This window comes from Streptomyces sp. NPDC037203 (genome assembly GCF_055605065.1).
The window spans coordinates 257,835-273,720 of sequence record NZ_JBVJUC010000007.1; the positions used below are offsets into that span (position 1 = coordinate 257,835).

12 protein-coding genes and 1 riboswitch are annotated in these 15,886 nt (G+C 72.0%); of the genes, 5 read left to right on the forward strand and 7 right to left on the reverse strand.

Annotated elements, in window-relative coordinates; all coding sequences use genetic code 11:
- Positions 1-23 precede the first annotated feature (23 nt).
- On the forward strand, positions 24-305 hold the full coding sequence (locus tag ACZ7EC_RS21250) for an HPr family phosphocarrier protein (protein WP_471064648.1): 282 nt from the start codon (positions 24-26) through the stop codon (positions 303-305).
- A 215-nt stretch (positions 306-520) separates the two neighbouring features.
- Here ACZ7EC_RS21250 and ACZ7EC_RS21255 read toward each other — a convergent pair whose 3' ends face one another.
- The 4 genes from ACZ7EC_RS21255 to ACZ7EC_RS21270 form a co-directional block, all read right to left on the reverse strand.
- Positions 521-1,207 carry a GntR family transcriptional regulator gene (locus tag ACZ7EC_RS21255; RefSeq protein ID WP_471064650.1) on the reverse strand — a complete coding sequence of 229 codons (687 nt, stop codon included), beginning with the start codon at positions 1,205-1,207 and terminating at the stop codon, positions 521-523.
- Positions 1,208-1,405: 198 nt separating this feature from the next.
- Positions 1,406-2,149 carry a M23 family metallopeptidase gene (locus tag ACZ7EC_RS21260; RefSeq protein ID WP_471064652.1) on the reverse strand — a complete coding sequence of 248 codons (744 nt, stop codon included), beginning with the start codon at positions 2,147-2,149 and terminating at the stop codon, positions 1,406-1,408.
- Positions 2,150-2,162: 13 nt separating this feature from the next.
- Positions 2,163-2,323: riboswitch (cyclic di-AMP (ydaO/yuaA leader) on the reverse strand.
- Positions 2,324-2,567: 244 nt separating this feature from the next.
- Positions 2,568-3,938: a M16 family metallopeptidase gene (locus ACZ7EC_RS21265; protein ID WP_471064807.1), complete on the reverse strand. Its 1,371-nt coding sequence runs from the start codon at positions 3,936-3,938 to the stop codon at positions 2,568-2,570.
- A gap of 17 nt (positions 3,939-3,955) precedes the next feature.
- Positions 3,956-5,350: a M16 family metallopeptidase gene (locus tag ACZ7EC_RS21270; protein WP_471064654.1), complete on the reverse strand. Its 1,395-nt coding sequence runs from the start codon at positions 5,348-5,350 to the stop codon at positions 3,956-3,958.
- A gap of 318 nt (positions 5,351-5,668) precedes the next feature.
- Here ACZ7EC_RS21270 and ACZ7EC_RS21275 point away from each other — a divergent pair, with 318 nt between their 5' ends.
- Positions 5,669-8,128 (forward strand): DNA gyrase/topoisomerase IV subunit A, encoded by a 2,460-nt coding sequence (locus ACZ7EC_RS21275; protein ID WP_471064656.1) that lies wholly within the window; start codon positions 5,669-5,671, stop codon positions 8,126-8,128.
- Here the strand turns inward: ACZ7EC_RS21275 and ACZ7EC_RS21280 are convergent.
- Together ACZ7EC_RS21280 and ACZ7EC_RS21285 are read right to left on the reverse strand one after the other, a co-directional pair.
- Complete coding sequence (locus ACZ7EC_RS21280; RefSeq protein ID WP_471064658.1) at positions 8,125-9,255, reverse strand: CobW family GTP-binding protein; 1,131 nt, start codon at positions 9,253-9,255, stop codon at positions 8,125-8,127. The two genes, ACZ7EC_RS21275 and ACZ7EC_RS21280, sit on opposite strands and share 4 nt — an antisense overlap.
- Positions 9,256-9,481: 226 nt before the next feature.
- Positions 9,482-10,645, reverse strand: coding sequence for a citrate synthase (locus ACZ7EC_RS21285; protein ID WP_471064660.1), 1,164 nt, complete (start codon positions 10,643-10,645; stop codon positions 9,482-9,484).
- Positions 10,646-10,768: 123 nt separating this feature from the next.
- Here ACZ7EC_RS21285 and ACZ7EC_RS21290 point away from each other — a divergent pair, with 123 nt between their 5' ends.
- The 3 genes from ACZ7EC_RS21290 (at position 10,769) to ACZ7EC_RS21300 (ending at position 14,790) form a co-directional block, all read left to right on the forward strand.
- The gene (locus tag ACZ7EC_RS21290) at positions 10,769-12,031 is read left to right on the forward strand and encodes a citrate synthase (RefSeq protein ID WP_471064661.1); all 1,263 of its coding nucleotides are present in this window, start codon (positions 10,769-10,771) and stop codon (positions 12,029-12,031) included.
- A 116-nt stretch (positions 12,032-12,147) separates the two neighbouring features.
- Positions 12,148-13,089 (forward strand): sucrase ferredoxin, encoded by a 942-nt coding sequence (locus tag ACZ7EC_RS21295; protein WP_471064662.1) that lies wholly within the window; start codon positions 12,148-12,150, stop codon positions 13,087-13,089.
- 36 nt (positions 13,090-13,125) lie between these two features.
- A complete protein-coding gene (locus tag ACZ7EC_RS21300; RefSeq protein WP_471064664.1) occupies positions 13,126-14,790 on the forward strand; it encodes an ATP-binding protein in 1,665 nt (554 codons plus the stop codon).
- A gap of 21 nt (positions 14,791-14,811) precedes the next feature.
- Here the strand turns inward: ACZ7EC_RS21300 and ACZ7EC_RS21305 are convergent, their stop codons facing one another.
- Entirely contained in the window at positions 14,812-15,864 is a 1,053-nt protein-coding gene (locus ACZ7EC_RS21305; RefSeq protein WP_471064665.1) for an ABC transporter substrate-binding protein, read from the reverse strand.
- Between the last annotated feature and the right edge of the window lie 22 nt (positions 15,865-15,886).

A 15,886-nucleotide genomic window follows, 5' to 3' on the forward strand; every position in this document is an offset into this window, starting at 1 on the left:
TGAACAGTGAAGGGCAGCAACACATGGCTGAGCGCCGCGTCAACGTCGGCTGGGCCGAGGGTCTTCACGCCCGCCCCGCCTCCATCTTCGTCCGGGCCGCCACGGCCGCAGGCATCCCGGTGACGATCCGCAAGGCCGGCGGCACCCCGGTCAACGCGGCCTCCATGCTGGGCGTTCTGGGCCTGGGCGCCCAGGGCGGCGAGGAGATCGTACTCGCCTCCGACGCCGAGGGCGCGGACGCCGCCCTGGACCGGCTGGCCAAGCTGGTCGCCGAGGGCCTGGAGGAGCTGCCCGAGACGGTCTGAGCCGTCCGGGACGGGCCGGGTTCGGGTCCGAGAAAGTCCGGGCCGGATTCGTGAAGCCGCGTCATCCCCCAGCGGGTGGCGCGGCTTCCGTGTTTTCCGGGCGCCGCCGTATCGGCCATGCCGAGAATTCCGGGTGGGCAGCCTCCAGGGAATTCAGGGCACCCGGAAATACGCGCCCGCCGGATATTCCCACCACTTTGTATACGGCACCCGTGTTAATTCCGCGCACCGGACATGTTTACGGCATGTTGCGAAGCCCGCACACGCGCCGCGGCCCCGGACAGCCGCAGCCGGTGCGCCGCCGTCGCCCGCTCGGTGTGCAGCGCGGTCACCGTGCGGGCGCGCTCACTGTCGCCGCGCGCCACCGCGTCCACGATGGCGCCGTGCTCGGCCCAGGTGCCGACCGCGTCCGACGGCGCGTCCACCGTGTACATCCAGGCGATCTTGTGGCGCAGTTGGACGAGCGCCGAGGTCAGCGAGGGGCTGCCGCAGGACTGGGCCAGCGTCTCGTGGAACCAGCCGTCCAGGGCGCGCAGATCCTCGCTGCCGCCCCTCCTGGCGCGCTCCTGGCCCAGCCTGACCAGGCCGCGCAGCACCTTCAGATGGGCCTCGGTACGGCGCCGGGCGGCCCGCGCGGCGCCGAGCGGCTCCAGGAGCAGCCGCATCTCCAGCAGGTCGGCGGCCTCCTGCTCGGTCGGCTCGGCCACGCAGGCGCCCGCGTGCCGGCGCGTCACCACGAAGCCCTCCGCCTCCAGGGTGCGCAGGGCCTCGCGTACGGGGACGCGCGAGACGCCGTAGCGGCGGGCGAGCACCTCCTCGGTGAGCCGGCTCCCCCGTTCGAGGGCGCCGGCGACGATGTCGTCCCGGATCGCCGTGCACACCGATTGCGCCGGAATACGCATGACCGACCTCCGCCTTAATACCCGCGACACGACGCCGACGACGAACGCGTGTTTTCCGTGACTCTATTCCACCGGGCCGGAATTTCCGACGGCGGGCCTCGATCCATGGATATTTTTTGGACAGGGCCGGACGGGAACATCCGGGAAAGGCGAAAGCCCCGGCCGGGTGGGCCGGGGCTTTCGGTGCCGTGCGGTCGGTCAGACGTTCACGCCGTGACCGCGCAGGTACGCGATGGGGTCGACGTCGGAGCCGTAGTCGGGGCTGGTGCGCGCCTCGAAGTGCAGATGCGGGCCGGTGACGTTGCCGGTCGCGCCGGACAGGGCGATCTGCTGGCCCGCGGTGACCTGCTGGCCCACCGTGACCTCGATGGACGACAGGTGGCCGTACTGGGTGTACATGCCATCGGCCATGCGGAGCACGATCTGGTTGCCGTACGCCCCGCCCCAGCCGGTGGAGACGACGGTGCCGGCGCCGACCGCGTGCACGGGGGTGCCGGTCATCGCGTGGAAGTCGATACCGGTGTGGGAGCCGGAGGACCACAGCGAGCTGCTGGCCTTGTAGCCGGTGGACACGTAGGAGTGCGCGATCGGGGCGACGAAGGCGTTCAGCCGCTTGCGCTCGGCCTCGCGGGCGGCGCGGGCCCTGGCTTCGCGGGCCTCCTTCGCGCGCACGGCGGCGGCCCTCTCGGCCGCCTCGTGCTCGGCGATCCGCTGCTGGGCGACGGCCTGGGCGTCGATGTGCTCGGCGAGGTCGTCGCTCGCGGCGAGCACCGGGGTCAGGCCGGTCTGCTCGACGGGGGTCTCGGCGGCCAGCGCCGGGGACGCGGCGAGGGTGCCGATGACACCGGTGGTGGTCAGGGCCGCGATACCGGCCGCCTGGGCGGTGGTGCGCTTGACCCGGCCGGGCTTGCGGTGCTTCCCGGTGGCGCATGCGAACGCCATGTGCGTGGCTGTTCCTTTCCTTCCCTCTCGCCTACCGGGTTAGCTGACGGGTTCGGAGCAGGAAGGTCTCCTACGGGCGCCGCGCTCGCGCGCGGACGGGCCCGATTCACCCCAGGGACAAGTGGGTCCCCGGCTCCCCTGGCTCGCGCCTCGGGGACTCGGCGATGGCTGTCCGGTGCCGCGGCTGCGGCGCACTGCCCGACGGACAACCGGGATGACGCTAAGCGGACCGGCCGGCAATCCCCAAACAGAAGGCGGCTTTTGTAGCGCATCCCACAGGGCAGACGGGCAACCTCCGCCCCAATTCGGACATCCTGGGGAGAGAGTGGAACAAAGCGGGGCCCTGACGACCCGTTGGCCGTCAGGGCCCCGTCCGCTGTCGGGGTCTCGCCCCTAAGGGGGCTGCCCGTGCGGGTGGTTACTCGGCCGCCACCACGGTGACCGCGCCGATGCCCAGCGCCTCGACCGGCGCCTTGATCTGGGACGCGTCACCCACCAGAACCGTCACCAGGCGGTCCACCGGGAAGGCGTTGACGACCGCCGCGGTGGCCTCCACGGTGCCCGTCGCGGCCAACTGCCGGTAGAGCGTCGCCTGGAAGTCGTCGGGAAGGTGCTGCTCGACCTGGTCGGCGAGCGTGCCCGCGACGGCCGCCGCGGTCTCGTACTTCAGCGGCGCGACCCCGACGAGGTTCTGCACGGCGACGTCCCGCTCGGCGTCGGTCAGGCCCTCCGCCGCGAGGGTGCGCAGCACCTTCCACAGGTCGTCCAGCGCCGGGCCGGTGTTGGGGGTGTCCACGGAGCCGCTGATGGCCAGCATGGAGGCGCCGTTGCCGTCGGGTCCGGAGCGGAGCACCTGTCCGAACGCGCGCACCCCGTAGGTGTAGCCCTTCTCCTCGCGCAGCACGCGGTCCAGGCGGGAGGTGAGGGTGCCGCCGAGGCAGTAGGTGCCGAGCACCTGGGCGGGCCACACCCGGTCGTGCCGGTCCGGGCCGACCCTGCCGATGAGCAGCTGCGTCTGGACGGCACCGGGCCGGTCCACGATGACGACACGCCCGGTGTCGTCGGCCGTCACGGCGGGCACCGGGCGAGGCGTGCCCGGCGTGCCGGTCCAGGCGCCCAGGGTCTCGCCGAGCAGGGCGTCCAGGTCGATGCCGGTGAGGTCGCCGACCACGACCGCGGTGGCGGTGGCGGGGCGCACATGGCGGTCGTAGAAGGCGCGTACGGCGGCCGCGTCGATCTTCTCGACCGTCTCCTCGGTGCCCTGGCGCGGCCGGGACATGCGCGCGGTGGCCGGGAACAGCTCCTTGGAGAGCTCCTTGGCGGCCCGGCGGGCGGGGCTGGCCAGCTCGTGCGGGATCTCGTCCAGGCGGTTGCGGACCAGCCGCTCGATCTCGCTCTCGGCGAAGGCGGGGGCGCGCAGCGCGTCGGCGACCAGACCGAGGCCCTTGGCCAGGCGCGAGGCCGGGACCTCCAGGCTGATCCGGACGCCGGGGTGGTCGGCGTGCGCGTCCAGGGTGGCGCCCGCGCGCTCCAGCTCGGCGGCGAACTCCTCGGCGGAGTGCTTGTCGGTGCCCTCCGAGAAGGCCCGCGCCATGATGGTGGCGACGCCGTCCAGGCCGGCCGGCTCGGCCTCCAGGGGGGCGTCCAGGAGCACCTCGACGGCGACGACCTGCTGGCCGGGCCGGTGGCAGCGCAGCACGGTCAGGCCGTTGTCGAGCGCGCCGCGCTCGGGGGCCGGGAAGGCCCACGGCTTCGCCTCGCCGGCCTGCGGCTGCGGGTGGAAGTCCATGGTGGCGAGCTGCTCGGTCACTTGGCCGTCTCCTCGTTCTCGTTTCCGGCCTCTACGGTGGCCTCCGACTCCGGGTCCTCGGGCAGATCGGCGTCCTCGACGGCCTGCGGGGACTTCGGCTCGTAGACCAGGACCGCGCGGTTGTCGGGGCGCAGCCGGGCCTTGGCGACCTCCCTGACCTCCTCGGGGGTGACCTCCAGGATGCGCTGCACGGCGTTCAGGGCGAGCTGCGGATCGCCGAACAGGACGGCGTAGCGGCACAGTTCGTCGGCGCGGCCGGCGACGGTGCCGAGCCGGTCCAGCCATTCGCGCTCCAACTGGGCCTGGGCGCGCTCCATCTCCTCCGCGGTGGGGCCCTCCTCGGCGAACCGGGCCAGCTCCTCGTCGATGGCCCGCTCGATGACCGGCACCTCGACGTCGCCGGAGGTCTTCACGTCGAGCCAGCCCATGGAGGGCGCGCCGGCCAGGCGCAGCAGCCCGAAGCCGGCCGCGACGGCCGTACGGTCGCGCCGCACCAGCCGGTTGTACAGCCGGGAGGACTCGCCGCCGCCGAGGACGGTCAGGGCGAGGTCGGCCGCGTCGCACGCGCGTGTGCCGTCCTGCGGCAGCCGGTAGGCGGCCATCAGGGCGCGCGCCGGGACCTCCTCCACGACAACCTCGCGCAGCTCCTCGCCGATGACGTCCGGCAGGGAGCCGTCACGGGGCGCGGGCTTGCCGTCGTGGGCCGGGATGGAGCCGAAGTACTTCTCGATCCAGGCGAGTGTCTGCTCGGGGTCGATGTCGCCGACCACGGAGAGCACCGCGTTGTTCGGCGCGTAGTAGGTGCGGAAGAACTGGCGGGCGTCCTCCAGGGTGGCCGCGTCCAGGTCCGCCATGGAGCCGATCGGCGTGTGGTGGTACGGGTGGCCCTCGGGGTACGACAGGGCGGTCAGCTTCTCGAAGGCAGTGCCGTAGGGGACGTTGTCGTAGCGCTGGCGGCGCTCGTTCTTGACGACGTCGCGCTGGTTCTCCATGGACTCGTCGTCCAGGGCGGTCAGCAGCGAGCCCATGCGGTCGGCCTCCAGCCAGAGCGCGAGCTCCAGCTGGTGGGCCGGCATGGTCTCGAAGTAGTTGGTGCGCTCGAAGCTGGTGGTGCCGTTGAGCGAGCCGCCGGCGCCCTGCACCAGCTCGAAGTGGCCGTTGCCCTTGACCTGCCCGGAACCCTGGAACATCAGGTGCTCGAAAAGGTGGGCCAGGCCGGTGCGCCCCTTGACCTCGTGGCGGGAGCCGACGTCGTACCAGAGGCAGACCGCCGCAACGGGGGTCAGGTGGTCCTCGGAGAGCACCACGCGCAGACCGTTGGCCAGGCGGTGCTCGGTCGCTGTCAGGCCCCCGGAGCCTGCCTCGGCTGTGGTCGTGTGACCCATGGGCATGTACGTCCCTTCGCGAGCGGAGGCGGTCGTGAAACCGCGGTTTTCCTGCCGTTCCTGCCACTGTATGCAAAGCGTGCGGGGCCCCGGTGAAGTTCCCGCGGCACGTACGCCGACAGCGGATCGCGTAGCCTGCCTCGCACCCGGATCCGGTGATCGTCCGGGGCACCGGACGAGCCCCGCGGACCGGGGCGCCGGTCCGGGTTGTCAGTGGCCCGGTCCACAATGGTCCGCGACAGATTTGTCAGACGCTTCAGCACGAGCGAGCCGAAGGGTGCGCGCCCCGAAGGCGAGCGACCAGATCAGGAGGAGCCGGCAGCGATGGCCCGCCGCAGCACGAAGACCCCGCCGCCCGACGATTCGTACGAGGAGAAGATCCTCGACATCGACGTCGTGGACGAGATGCGTGGCTCCTACCTCGAGTACGCCTACTCGGTCATCTACTCGCGCGCCCTGCCGGACGCCCGTGACGGCCTCAAGCCGGTGCACCGCCGGATCGTCTACCAGATGAACGAGATGGGACTGCGCCCCGAACGCGGCTATGTGAAGTGCGCGCGCGTCGTCGGCGAGGTCATGGGCAAGCTGCACCCGCACGGCGACGCGTCGATCTACGACGCCCTGGTGCGCATGGCGCAGCCCTTCTCCATGCGGCTGCCGCTGGTCGACGGCCACGGCAACTTCGGCTCGCTGGGCAATGACGACCCGCCGGCCGCCATGCGGTACACCGAGTGCCGGATGGCCGAGGCCACGAGCCTGATGACCGAGTCGATCGACGAGGACACGGTCGACTTCGCACCGAACTACGACGGCCAGGAGCAGGAGCCGGTGGCCCTGCCCGCCGCCTTCCCGAACCTGCTGGTCAACGGCTCCTCGGGGATCGCGGTCGGCATGGCGACCAACATGCCGCCGCACAACCTGCGCGAGGTCGTGGCCGCCGCCCGCCATCTGATCAGGAACCCGAACGCGGACCTGGACGCGCTGATGAAGCACGTCCCCGGCCCCGACCTGCCCACCGGCGGCCGGATCGTCGGCCTGGACGGCATCCGGGACGCGTACGCGACCGGCCGCGGCACCTTCAAGATGCGCGCGACGGTCTCGGTCGAGCCGGTGACCGCCCGCCGCAAGGGTCTGGTGGTCACCGAACTGCCGTTCGCGGTCGGCCCGGAGAAGGTCATCGCGAAGATCAAGGACCTGGTCAACGCCAAGAAGGTCCAGGGCATCGCCGACGTCAAGGATCTCACCGACCGCGAGCACGGGCTGCGCCTGGTCATCGAGATCAAGAACGGCTTCGTGCCCGAGGCCATCCTGGAGCAGCTCTACAAGCTGACGCCGATGGAGGAGTCCTTCGGCATCAACAACGTGGCCCTGGTGGACGGCCAGCCGCTCACCCTCGGTCTGAAGGAGCTGCTCGAGGTCTACCTGGACCACCGCTTCACCGTGGTGCGCCGCCGCAGCGAGTTCCGCCGCAGCAAGAAAAGCGACCGGCTGCACCTGGTCGAGGGCCTGCTGACCGCCCTGGTCGACATCGACGAGGTCATCCGGCTGATCCGCTCCAGCGACAACTCGGCGCAGGCCAAGGAGCGCCTGATGGGGCGCTTCTCGCTGAGCGAGGTGCAGACGCAGTACATCCTCGACACGCCGCTGCGCCGGCTCACCAAGTACGACCGCATCGAGCTGGAGGCGGAGAAGGACAAGCTCACCGCCGAGATCGCGGAGCTGACCCGGATCCTGGACTCCGACCAGGAGCTGCGCAAGCTGGTCTCGGCCGAACTGGCCGCCGTGGCCAAGAAGTTCGGCACCGACCGGCGCACCGTCCTGCTGGAGTCCGGCGGCGCCCCGGCGGCCACCGTGCCGCTCCAGGTGGCCGACGACCCGTGCCGGGTGCTGCTGTCCTCCACGGGCCTGCTGGCGCGTACGGCGACCGCCGAGCCGTTCCCCGACCAGGCGGGCGGCAAGCGGGTCAAGCACGACGTGATCGTCTCGGCGGTGCCGGCGACGGCGCGCGGTGAGATCGGCGCGGTGACCTCGGCGGGCCGGCTGCTGCGGATCAACGTGGTCGACCTGCCGCAGCTGCCCGAGGCGACGGGCGCGCCGAACCTCTCCGGGGGTGCGCCGCTCGCGGAGTTCGTCTCTCTGGAGGACGACGAGACGGTGGTCTGCCTGACCACGCTGGACGAGTCCTCCCCCGGTCTGGCGCTCGGTACCGAGCAGGGTGTGGTCAAGCGCGTGGTGCCCGACTACCCGTCCAACAAGGGCGAGTTGGAGGTCATCACGCTCAAGGAGGGCGACCGGATCGTCGGCGCGGTGGAGCTGCGCACCGGCGAGGAGGACCTGGTCTTCATCACGGACGACGCGCAACTGCTGCGGTTCCAGTCCTCGATCGTCCGTCCGCAGGGCCGTCCGGCGGGCGGCATGGCGGGCATCAAGCTCGCCGAGGGCGCGAAGGTCATCTGCTTCACGGCCGTCGACCCGGCCGTCGACGCGGCGGTCTTCACGGTGGCCGGCTCGCGCGGCACCCTGGACGACTCGGTGCAGACGACGGCCAAGCTGACCCCGTTCGACCAGTACCCCCGCAAGGGCCGGGCCACCGGCGGCGTGCGCTGCCAGCGGTTCCTGAAGGGCGAGGACTGTCTGGCGCTGGCCTGGGCGGGCCCGGTGCCGGCGCGTGCCGCGCAGAAGAACGGCACGCCGGCCGAGCTGCCGGACCCGGACCCGCGCCGGGACGGCTCGGGCACCTCGCTGCCGAAGACGGTGTCGGTGGTCGCGGGGCCGGTGTTCTAGGCGAGGTCGTAGTCGCCGCAGGGCTCCGGGCCGGGTTCGTCCTCGGTGCCCTGCACATAGCGCAGGACGCCCCACATGCCGTGCTCGTCGGCGTGCGGGGTGTCGCTCTCGCAGCCCTTGAGTTCCTTGCCGAGCGCCTCGGTGTCGATGCCGGACCCGATCAGCACCAGTTGGGTGCGGCGGGGCTCGGCGGGTGCCCAGGGTTCGGGGTAGAAGCGCAGGAACCGGCCGACGGCGTGCATGGTGTACCGGTTGCGGGGGTCGCCGGGGCCGAGATCGACGTGGCCCTTGATCCGGTACAGGCCCTCGGGTCGGCTGTCCAGGAACCGCATCAGGCGGCGCGGGTCCAGGGGGACGTCGGAGGTGAACGACAGGCTGTCGTAGCCGGTGTGCAGGTGTCCGGCGTGGCCGCTCGCGCCGAGGCCGTCCGTGTCGTGGGCGTCGTCGTGGTTGTGCAGGTCGTCGAAGGACAGCTGGCCGATGCGTTCCTCGCTCGGCCGGCAGTCGAAGAGGAACTCGGGGTCGACGCGCCCGTAGGTCGCCGGGACGACGGCGGCCCGGTCGGTCAGCGACCCCGCCAGGGCGAGCACCCGTTCGGGGTCCGCGGCCCGGTCCACCTTGTTGACGACCACCAGGTCGGCGAGGGCGAGATGCCGGTCGATCTCGGGGTGCCGCGCGCGTGTGTCGTCGAACTCGGCGGCGTCCACGACCTCGACGAGCCCGCCGTAGACGATGTCGGGGTGCTCGCTGGCCAGCACCATCCGCACCAGCTCCTGCGGTTCGGCGAGTCCGCTGGCCTCGATGACGATCACGTCGACACCGGTCTCGGGGGCGGCGAGCTTGGCCAGGTAGACGTCGAGTTCGCCGGCGTCCACGGCGCAGCACAGGCAGCCGTTGCCCAGGGAGACGGTGGAGTCCCCGAGGGCACCCGCGACGGCCAGCGCGTCGATCTCTATGGCGCCGAAGTCATTGACGATCGCGCCGATCCTGCTGCCCGCGCTGCGGTGCAGCAGGTGGTTGAGGAGCGTGGTCTTCCCCGACCCGAGGAATCCGGCGAGGACGACGACCGGGATCTGCGGCTGGGGACGACGGTTGCCGTCCGTGCTGTGCACCAAGCTGTTCCCCAAGGGGCGACCTTTCTCCTGCGAACGGGCTGTCGACCAGGATAAAAGGGCCGTGGGGGCGGAAGGGCGCCGATAGCGGGGGCCGCAAGGCCGCAGGCCGGCAAAGGCGGCCCCCTGAAGAGTTTCGGGAGCCGGGAAGGCGCCGGGGTCTCGCCGGCGAGGGCGAGCAGGCGCGAGGCGGGACAGATCACGCGGTGGAAGGACCGGCGCCCGGTCGGCGGGCGGCCCGTCAGGCAGCGGGTACCGCGACCGCCGGTTCGGGGCCCACATAGCGCGCCGCCGGGCGGATGATCTTCGGGTCGGCGGCCTGTTCCAGAATGTTGGCACTCCAGCCCACCACGCGGGCCGCCGCGAAGGTGGGGGTGAACATCTCCCGCGGCAGGCCGCACAGTTCCATGACCACACCGGCGTAGAACTCGACGTTGGTGTGGAGTTCGCGGCCCGGCTTCAGCTCGGCGAGAACGGCCTCGACTCGGCGTTCGACCTCCACCGCGAACTCCACCCGCGGTCCGCCGAAGCCGAGGGCGATCTCCCGGAGCATCCGGGAACGCGGGTCCTCCGTGCGGTAGACGGCGTGTCCGAAGCCCATGATCCGCTCGCCGGCCAGCACTCGTTCCCGGATCCAGGCATCGACCCGGTCCGGTGTGCCGATCGCGTCCAGGGTGTCCAGGGCCCTGCTGGGCGCGCCTCCGTGCAGCGGACCGGACAGCGCGCCCACGGCGCCGGTGAGACAGGCCGCCGTGTCGGCGCCGGTGGAGGCGATGACCCGAGCCGTGAAGGTTGACGCATTGAACCCGTGGTCAATGGTGGAGATCAAATATTGCTCGACCGCACGGGCCCGGCGCGGATCCGGTACCGAACCGGTCAACATGTACAGGTAGTTGGCCGCGTAGGGCAGATCCTCGCGCGGCTCCACCGGGTCGAGTCCCCGCCCCAGCCGGTACAGCGCCGTGAGCAGCGTGGGCACGGCGGCGCAGGCGGCGAGGGCGTCGGCGCGGCGCCCGGCGGCGTCCAGGTCGTACAGCGGCCGGAACCCGCGCGCCGCGCCCAGCAGGGACAGCGCGGTGCGCAGGCCGGCCAGCGGCCCCGAGGTTCGGCTCGCGGCGGCGATCGCGGGCAGACTCGCGCGGACCTCCTCGGGCAGCCACCGAAGCGCCGCGGTCTCGGCGGCGAAGACGGCGCCGCGCCCGGCGTCGGGGAGCGTGCCGTGTACGAGCAGGTGCCAGACGTCCTCGAAGCGGCGGGTGCGGGCGAGTTCGACCGCCGAGTACTGCCGGTAGTGGTAGAAGCCCTCCCGCCCCCGGACGTCGCCGATCTCCGTCTCCGTGACGACGACACCGGCGAGACCGCGCGGAACGTCGACGAGGGGCGTTGCGGTCCTGTTGATGGCCATGGCTGTCCTCCTTGAGATTGATCCGACTGTCCACTCTTGACGAGTTTCCTGTCAATGTTGATCCGATCAATGCAATTGAGAGGTGAGTCATCACGATGTGCAGAGACCGCTACCGTGACCCCCATGCGCGATCACGAACCCGCCCCCAACCGACCGGGGCGCAGGCTGACCACCAAGGAGACCGCCGAACTGCTCGGTGTGAAGCCCGAGACGGTCTACGCGTATGTCAGCCGCGGCCTGCTGAGCAGCAAGCGCGAGCCCGGAGGCCGCGCCAGCACCTTCGAGGTGCGCGAAGTGGAAGACCTGGCCCGGCGCAACCGCCGGGAGAGCGCCGGGATTCCGGGCTCGGGCGGCGATCTCTCGGTGCGTACCCGGATCACGCTGATCGAGGCGGACCGGTACTACTACCGGGGCGTGGACGCCACCGAACTGGCCGCCCGCCACTCCTACGAGGAGGTCGCGGAGTGGCTGTGGACCGGCCGGCTCGTGCCCGGTACGGCCTTCACCGCGCCCGCGGCGACCGTGCGCGTCGCCGGCTGGGCCGTGGAGTCGCTGCCCGAGCACACCTCCCCCATCGACCGGCTGCGGGTCGCGACGATCGCCGCGGCGGCCGAGGACCCACTGCGCTTCGACCTGTCCGCGCAGGCCGTCCTGAACACGGCGCGCGTACTCATCCCCACGCTCGTCGACGCGCTGCCGCCCATCGCGAGCGACCCCGGCCGCGACGCGTCGCTGGCCCACCGCCTGTGGTCGCGGCTGACCGCCTGCCCGGCGGACGAGGACGCCGTGCGCGTACTGGACGTCGCGCTGGCCCTGCTCGCCGACCACGACCTCGCCGCCTCCACGCTCGCGGTCCGGGTCGCCGCGTCCGCGCGGGCGCACGCCTACGCGGCCGTCTCGGCGGGTCTCGGCGTCCTGGAGGGCCCGCTGCACGGCGCCAGCAGCGGGCTGGCCCACCGGCTCCTGCTGGACGTGCTCGAACTGGGCAACGCGGCCCCGGTGATCGCCGGGGAACTGCGCGCGGGGCGCCGCATCCCCGGACTCGGCCACCGCCTCTACACCGGCGAGGACCCCCGCGCGCAGGTCCTGTTCGGCCTGCTGGAGCGGCTCCCACGCGCGGAGCCGGCCCTGCTCGCGGCCCGCGACATCGTCGCCACGACCGCCCGGCACACCCCGCTGCACGCCAATGTCGACCTGGCGCTCGCGGTGTTCACCTCTTCCTTCGGCATGCCGGCCACCGCCGGCGAGACGATCTTCGCCGTCGCCCGCACGGCGGGCTGGATCGCGCACGCCCTGGAGGAGTACGACGAGCGCCCGCTGCGCATGCGTCCCGTCGGCCACTACATCGGCCCGCGCCCGCCGCAGCCCTTTCCCGAGGCCGACTGAGAACCCCGCGTCGGCTCGCCGACTCCTACCCCCTCCGGAGCCGCCGCCCTTCCATGAGCACGACACGGACCCCGGCCGGAAGTCGCCCTGCTCGAAGTCAGGTTAGGCTCACCTCTGTGAGTAGGTGCGCGTCCGTCTCCCTCAGCCTCGACGAGCCCGTTTCGGCGACGGCGGCCACGGCGAGCACGTGGCTGCTGCTGGAGCAGCCCGGCCCGTGGGGTGCCAAGGCGCTCACTTCGAGCCATCTGGACCCGGCGGTCGGCCGCGCGCTGGAGCGGGCCGCCGAGGGCACCGGCGTACGCGTGGCCCTCATCCGGCGCCCCGGCCGCCACGCGGACCCCGGCACCCCTGAGATCCGCCGGGTCTACGCCGCCCACACGGTGCCGGGGCGCACCTGGCTGCGCTCGGCCGCCACTCGCGACCCCGGGCAGCTCCTCGATCTGGACCTCGCGGGCCTCGGCGCGGGCGATCACCGTTCCTTCGACGCGGTGCTCGGCGGGCGTCCGCACACCGGCGACCCGCTCGCGCTGGTGTGCACCAACGGCAAGCGCGACCGCTGCTGCGCCCTGCTGGGCCGCCCGCTCGCCACCGAGCTCGCCGCGTCGGGGGAAGAGGGCGTCTGGGAGGTCACCCATCTGGGTGGACATCGCTTCGCGCCGACGGTGCTCGTACTGCCGTACGGCTACGTCTACGGTCGCGCCGAGGCGGACACCCTCAAGAAGGCCCTGGACGACGTCCGGGAGGGCCGGGTGGCCGTCACGGGGTGCCGCGGCTGCTCTGCCTTCGAACGCCCAGCTCAGGCGGCCGAACTGGCGGTGCGTGAGGTGGCCGGCGAATACCGGGCGGGCGTGCTGGGCGTCGTACGGACCGACGGCGCCGCGCCGCGCTGGGCGGTCACCGTCGCCCATGCCGACGGCCGCCGCTGGCGGGTCACCGTGGCGCGCGGCGTGTCGCTGCCGCCGCGCCCGGAAAGCTGCGGCGCGGCGGTGCTCGGCACCCCGGCGCGGATGACCGTCGTCGCGGTGCGCGAGCTGCGGCCGACGGCGCTGGCGAGCTGAACCACGCAGCGGGCGCACCCCGTACTGTCGTCCCCCATGAGCCCCACTTTCTCCGCACGCCGTCTGCGCCTCGGGATGCCACGGCGGGTGTTCTCGCAGGTGCTGCTCATGCAGGTGACGATCGCCGCGGGCGTCGCGGTGCTCGTGACCGGCCTGTTCCTGGCGCCGCTGAGCAAACAGCTGGACCACGAGGCGATGCGCCGCGCGCTGGCCATCGCCGAGACCACGGCCCAGGACCCGCAGATCGCCCAGGGACTGCTCACCACGCCGCCGACCAAGGACGGCCCGGTGCAGCGGGAGGCCGAGCGGATCCGGCGGGCCACGCACGCCGAGTACATCGTGGTCCTCGACCGGCACTGGGTCCGCTGGTCGCATCCGACCACCTCGCAGATCGGCCGCAAGGTCTCCACGAGCCCCTCCGAGGCCCTGAAGGGCAAGGAGGTCATGGAGATCGACCGGGGCACCCTGGGACGCTCCGCGCGCGGCAAGGTGCCGCTGTACGACGACCGCCACCGCCTGATCGGCGCGGTTTCCGTCGGCATCGCCTACGACAGCGTGCGCGCCCGGCTGATCGGCGTCATTCCGGGGCTGCTGGCCTACGCCGGAGGCGCCCTCGCGGTGGGCGCGCTGGCCGCCTGGCTGATCGCCCGCCGGGTGCACCGGCAGACCCGTGACCTGGCCTTCTCCGATATCTCGGCGCTGCTCGCGGAGCGCGAGGCGATGCTGCACGGCATCCGTGAGGGTGTGGTCGCCCTGGACCGGGGCGGCCGTGTCCGGCTGCTCAACGACGAGGCGCGACGGCTGCTGGGCATCGGCGACGAGGCCGTGGGCCGCACCCCCGACGAGGCGCTCGGCGAGGGCCGTACGACCGATGTGCTCGCCGGGCGGGTGACCGGCACCGATCTGCTGACGGTGCGCGGGCCGCGGGTGCTGGTCGCCAACCGCATGCCCACCGACGACGGCGGTGCGGTCGCCACCCTGCGCGACCGCACCGAACTGGAGCAACTGGGGCGCGAACTCGACTCCACGCGCGGGCTGATCGACGCCCTGCGCGCCCAGGACCACGAGCACGCCAACCGGATGCACACCCTGCTCGGGCTGCTGGAACTGGAGATGTACGACGACGCGGTGGAGTTCGTCGGGGAGGTGGTCGGGGATCACCGGGTCACCGCCGAACAGGTCACCGAGAAGGTGCAGGACCCGCTGCTGGCCGCTCTGCTGGTCGGCAAGGCGACGGTGGCCGCCGAGCGCGGGGTCGCGCTGTGGGTGTCGGAACGCAGCGGGCTCCCGGACCGGCTGGTCGACTCGCGGGGTCTGGTCACGGTCGTCGGCAACCTGGTGGACAACGCGCTGGACGCGGTCGCGGGCACCCCGCACGCGCGGGTGGAGGTCGAGTTGCGCGTCGAGGACCGTACGGTCGTGCTCAGGGTGCGGGACACCGGGCCGGGAGTACCGGCGGACCAGCGGGAGTTGGTCTTCACCGAGGGGTGGTCCACCAAGCAGGTGCCCGCGCACGGCAAGCGGGGCCTCGGCCTGTCACTGGTGCGCCGGCTCGCCGAACGCCAGGGCGGCAGCGCGACCGTGGACACCGCGGGCGGGGGCGGTGCGGAGTTCACGGTCGTGCTGCCGGAGGCGCTGCGGGAGCCGGAGCTGGGGGCCGGACCCGGACTGGAGCCCGAGCCCACGGCACGCACCAGTTGACGACGTCGACTGTCCGCCGTACTACTTGACCGCCTTGGCGAACTCGGTCGTGTACGTCTTGCTCAGGTCGACGTTCGCGTTCTTGATGTTGGGGTTGAACGCCTTGAGCACCTTCTCCACGGTCTCCGGGCCGTTCTCCGGCATCACGCCGTCGTCGGTGAACATGGGCAGGGTGGCCTTGATGGACTGGGTGTAGAGCGCCTTGTCGCCCTGGGAGTAGTCGGCGGGCATCTTGGCGGCTATCTCGTCGGCGCTGTGGGTGGACATCCACTTGAGCGTCTTGACGAATGCGTCGACCAACTTCTGGACGGTGTCCTTGTGTCCATTCACCCAGTCCGTCTGCATGTACAGACTTGACGACGGGTAGGGCCCGCCCAGCGCCTGCTGCGAACCCTCGGGGGTGCGCATGTCGAGCAGGATCTTGCCGGCCTTCTTGTCGAGGATCGTCGCCACGGTCGGGTCGGTGGTCATGCCGCCGTCGATCGAGCCCTTCTGGAGTGCCGCGATGAAGGTCGGTCCCGCGCCCACCGCGACCGGTGTGAACTCGCTGACGTCCACGCCGTTCTTGACCGCCAGGTACTTGGTGAGGAAGTCGGTGGAGGAGCCGAGCCCGGTCACACCCAGTTTGCGGCCCTTGAAGTCCTTGGGCGAGGTGATGTCGCCCGCGGCCTTGCCGGAGACGACCTCCACCTCGCCCGGCGCGCGCGAGAACTGCACGACCGACTCGACCGACTTGCCCTTCACCTGGAGGTCGAGGGTGTGGTCGTAGAAGCCGACCGCGCCCTGCACCTGGCCGGCGACGAGCGCGGTCTCGGCCTGTACCCCGGCGGGCTCGGACATGAGCTGGACGTTCAGGCCCTCGTCCTGGAAATAGCCCAGGCGCTGGGTGAGCATCGCGGGCATGTAGATGACCTTGTCGAGGCCACCGACCATGATCTTGACGCTCTCGCCCTTGCCACCGCCCCCGCCGGAGCCGGCCGCGGAACCCGCCGCGTCGTTGGCGCAGGCGGTGAGCGAGGACAGGGCGAGCAGGCCGGCGGCGGCCAGGGAGGTGGTTCTGGCGGTCTTGCGCATGGCGGTTCACGTCCTTGTGAGA

Coding starts and splice junctions, on each gene's coding strand:
- ACZ7EC_RS21285 (WP_471064660.1), bottom strand. CDS start 10,645: ATGGCCATCAACAGGACCGCAACGCCCCTCGTCGACGTTCCGCGCGGT.
- ACZ7EC_RS21290 (WP_471064661.1), top strand. CDS start 10,769: ATGCGCGATCACGAACCCGCCCCCAACCGACCGGGGCGCAGGCTGACC.
- ACZ7EC_RS21250 (WP_471064648.1), top strand. CDS start 24: ATGGCTGAGCGCCGCGTCAACGTCGGCTGGGCCGAGGGTCTTCACGCC.
- ACZ7EC_RS21270 (WP_471064654.1), bottom strand. CDS start 5,350: ATGCCCATGGGTCACACGACCACAGCCGAGGCAGGCTCCGGGGGCCTG.
- ACZ7EC_RS21275 (WP_471064656.1), top strand. CDS start 5,669: ATGGCCCGCCGCAGCACGAAGACCCCGCCGCCCGACGATTCGTACGAG.
- ACZ7EC_RS21300 (WP_471064664.1), top strand. CDS start 13,126: ATGAGCCCCACTTTCTCCGCACGCCGTCTGCGCCTCGGGATGCCACGG.
- ACZ7EC_RS21260 (WP_471064652.1), bottom strand. CDS start 2,149: ATGGCGTTCGCATGCGCCACCGGGAAGCACCGCAAGCCCGGCCGGGTC.
- ACZ7EC_RS21305 (WP_471064665.1), bottom strand. CDS start 15,864: ATGCGCAAGACCGCCAGAACCACCTCCCTGGCCGCCGCCGGCCTGCTC.
- ACZ7EC_RS21265 (WP_471064807.1), bottom strand. CDS start 3,938: ATGGACTTCCACCCGCAGCCGCAGGCCGGCGAGGCGAAGCCGTGGGCC.
- ACZ7EC_RS21255 (WP_471064650.1), bottom strand. CDS start 1,207: ATGCGTATTCCGGCGCAATCGGTGTGCACGGCGATCCGGGACGACATC.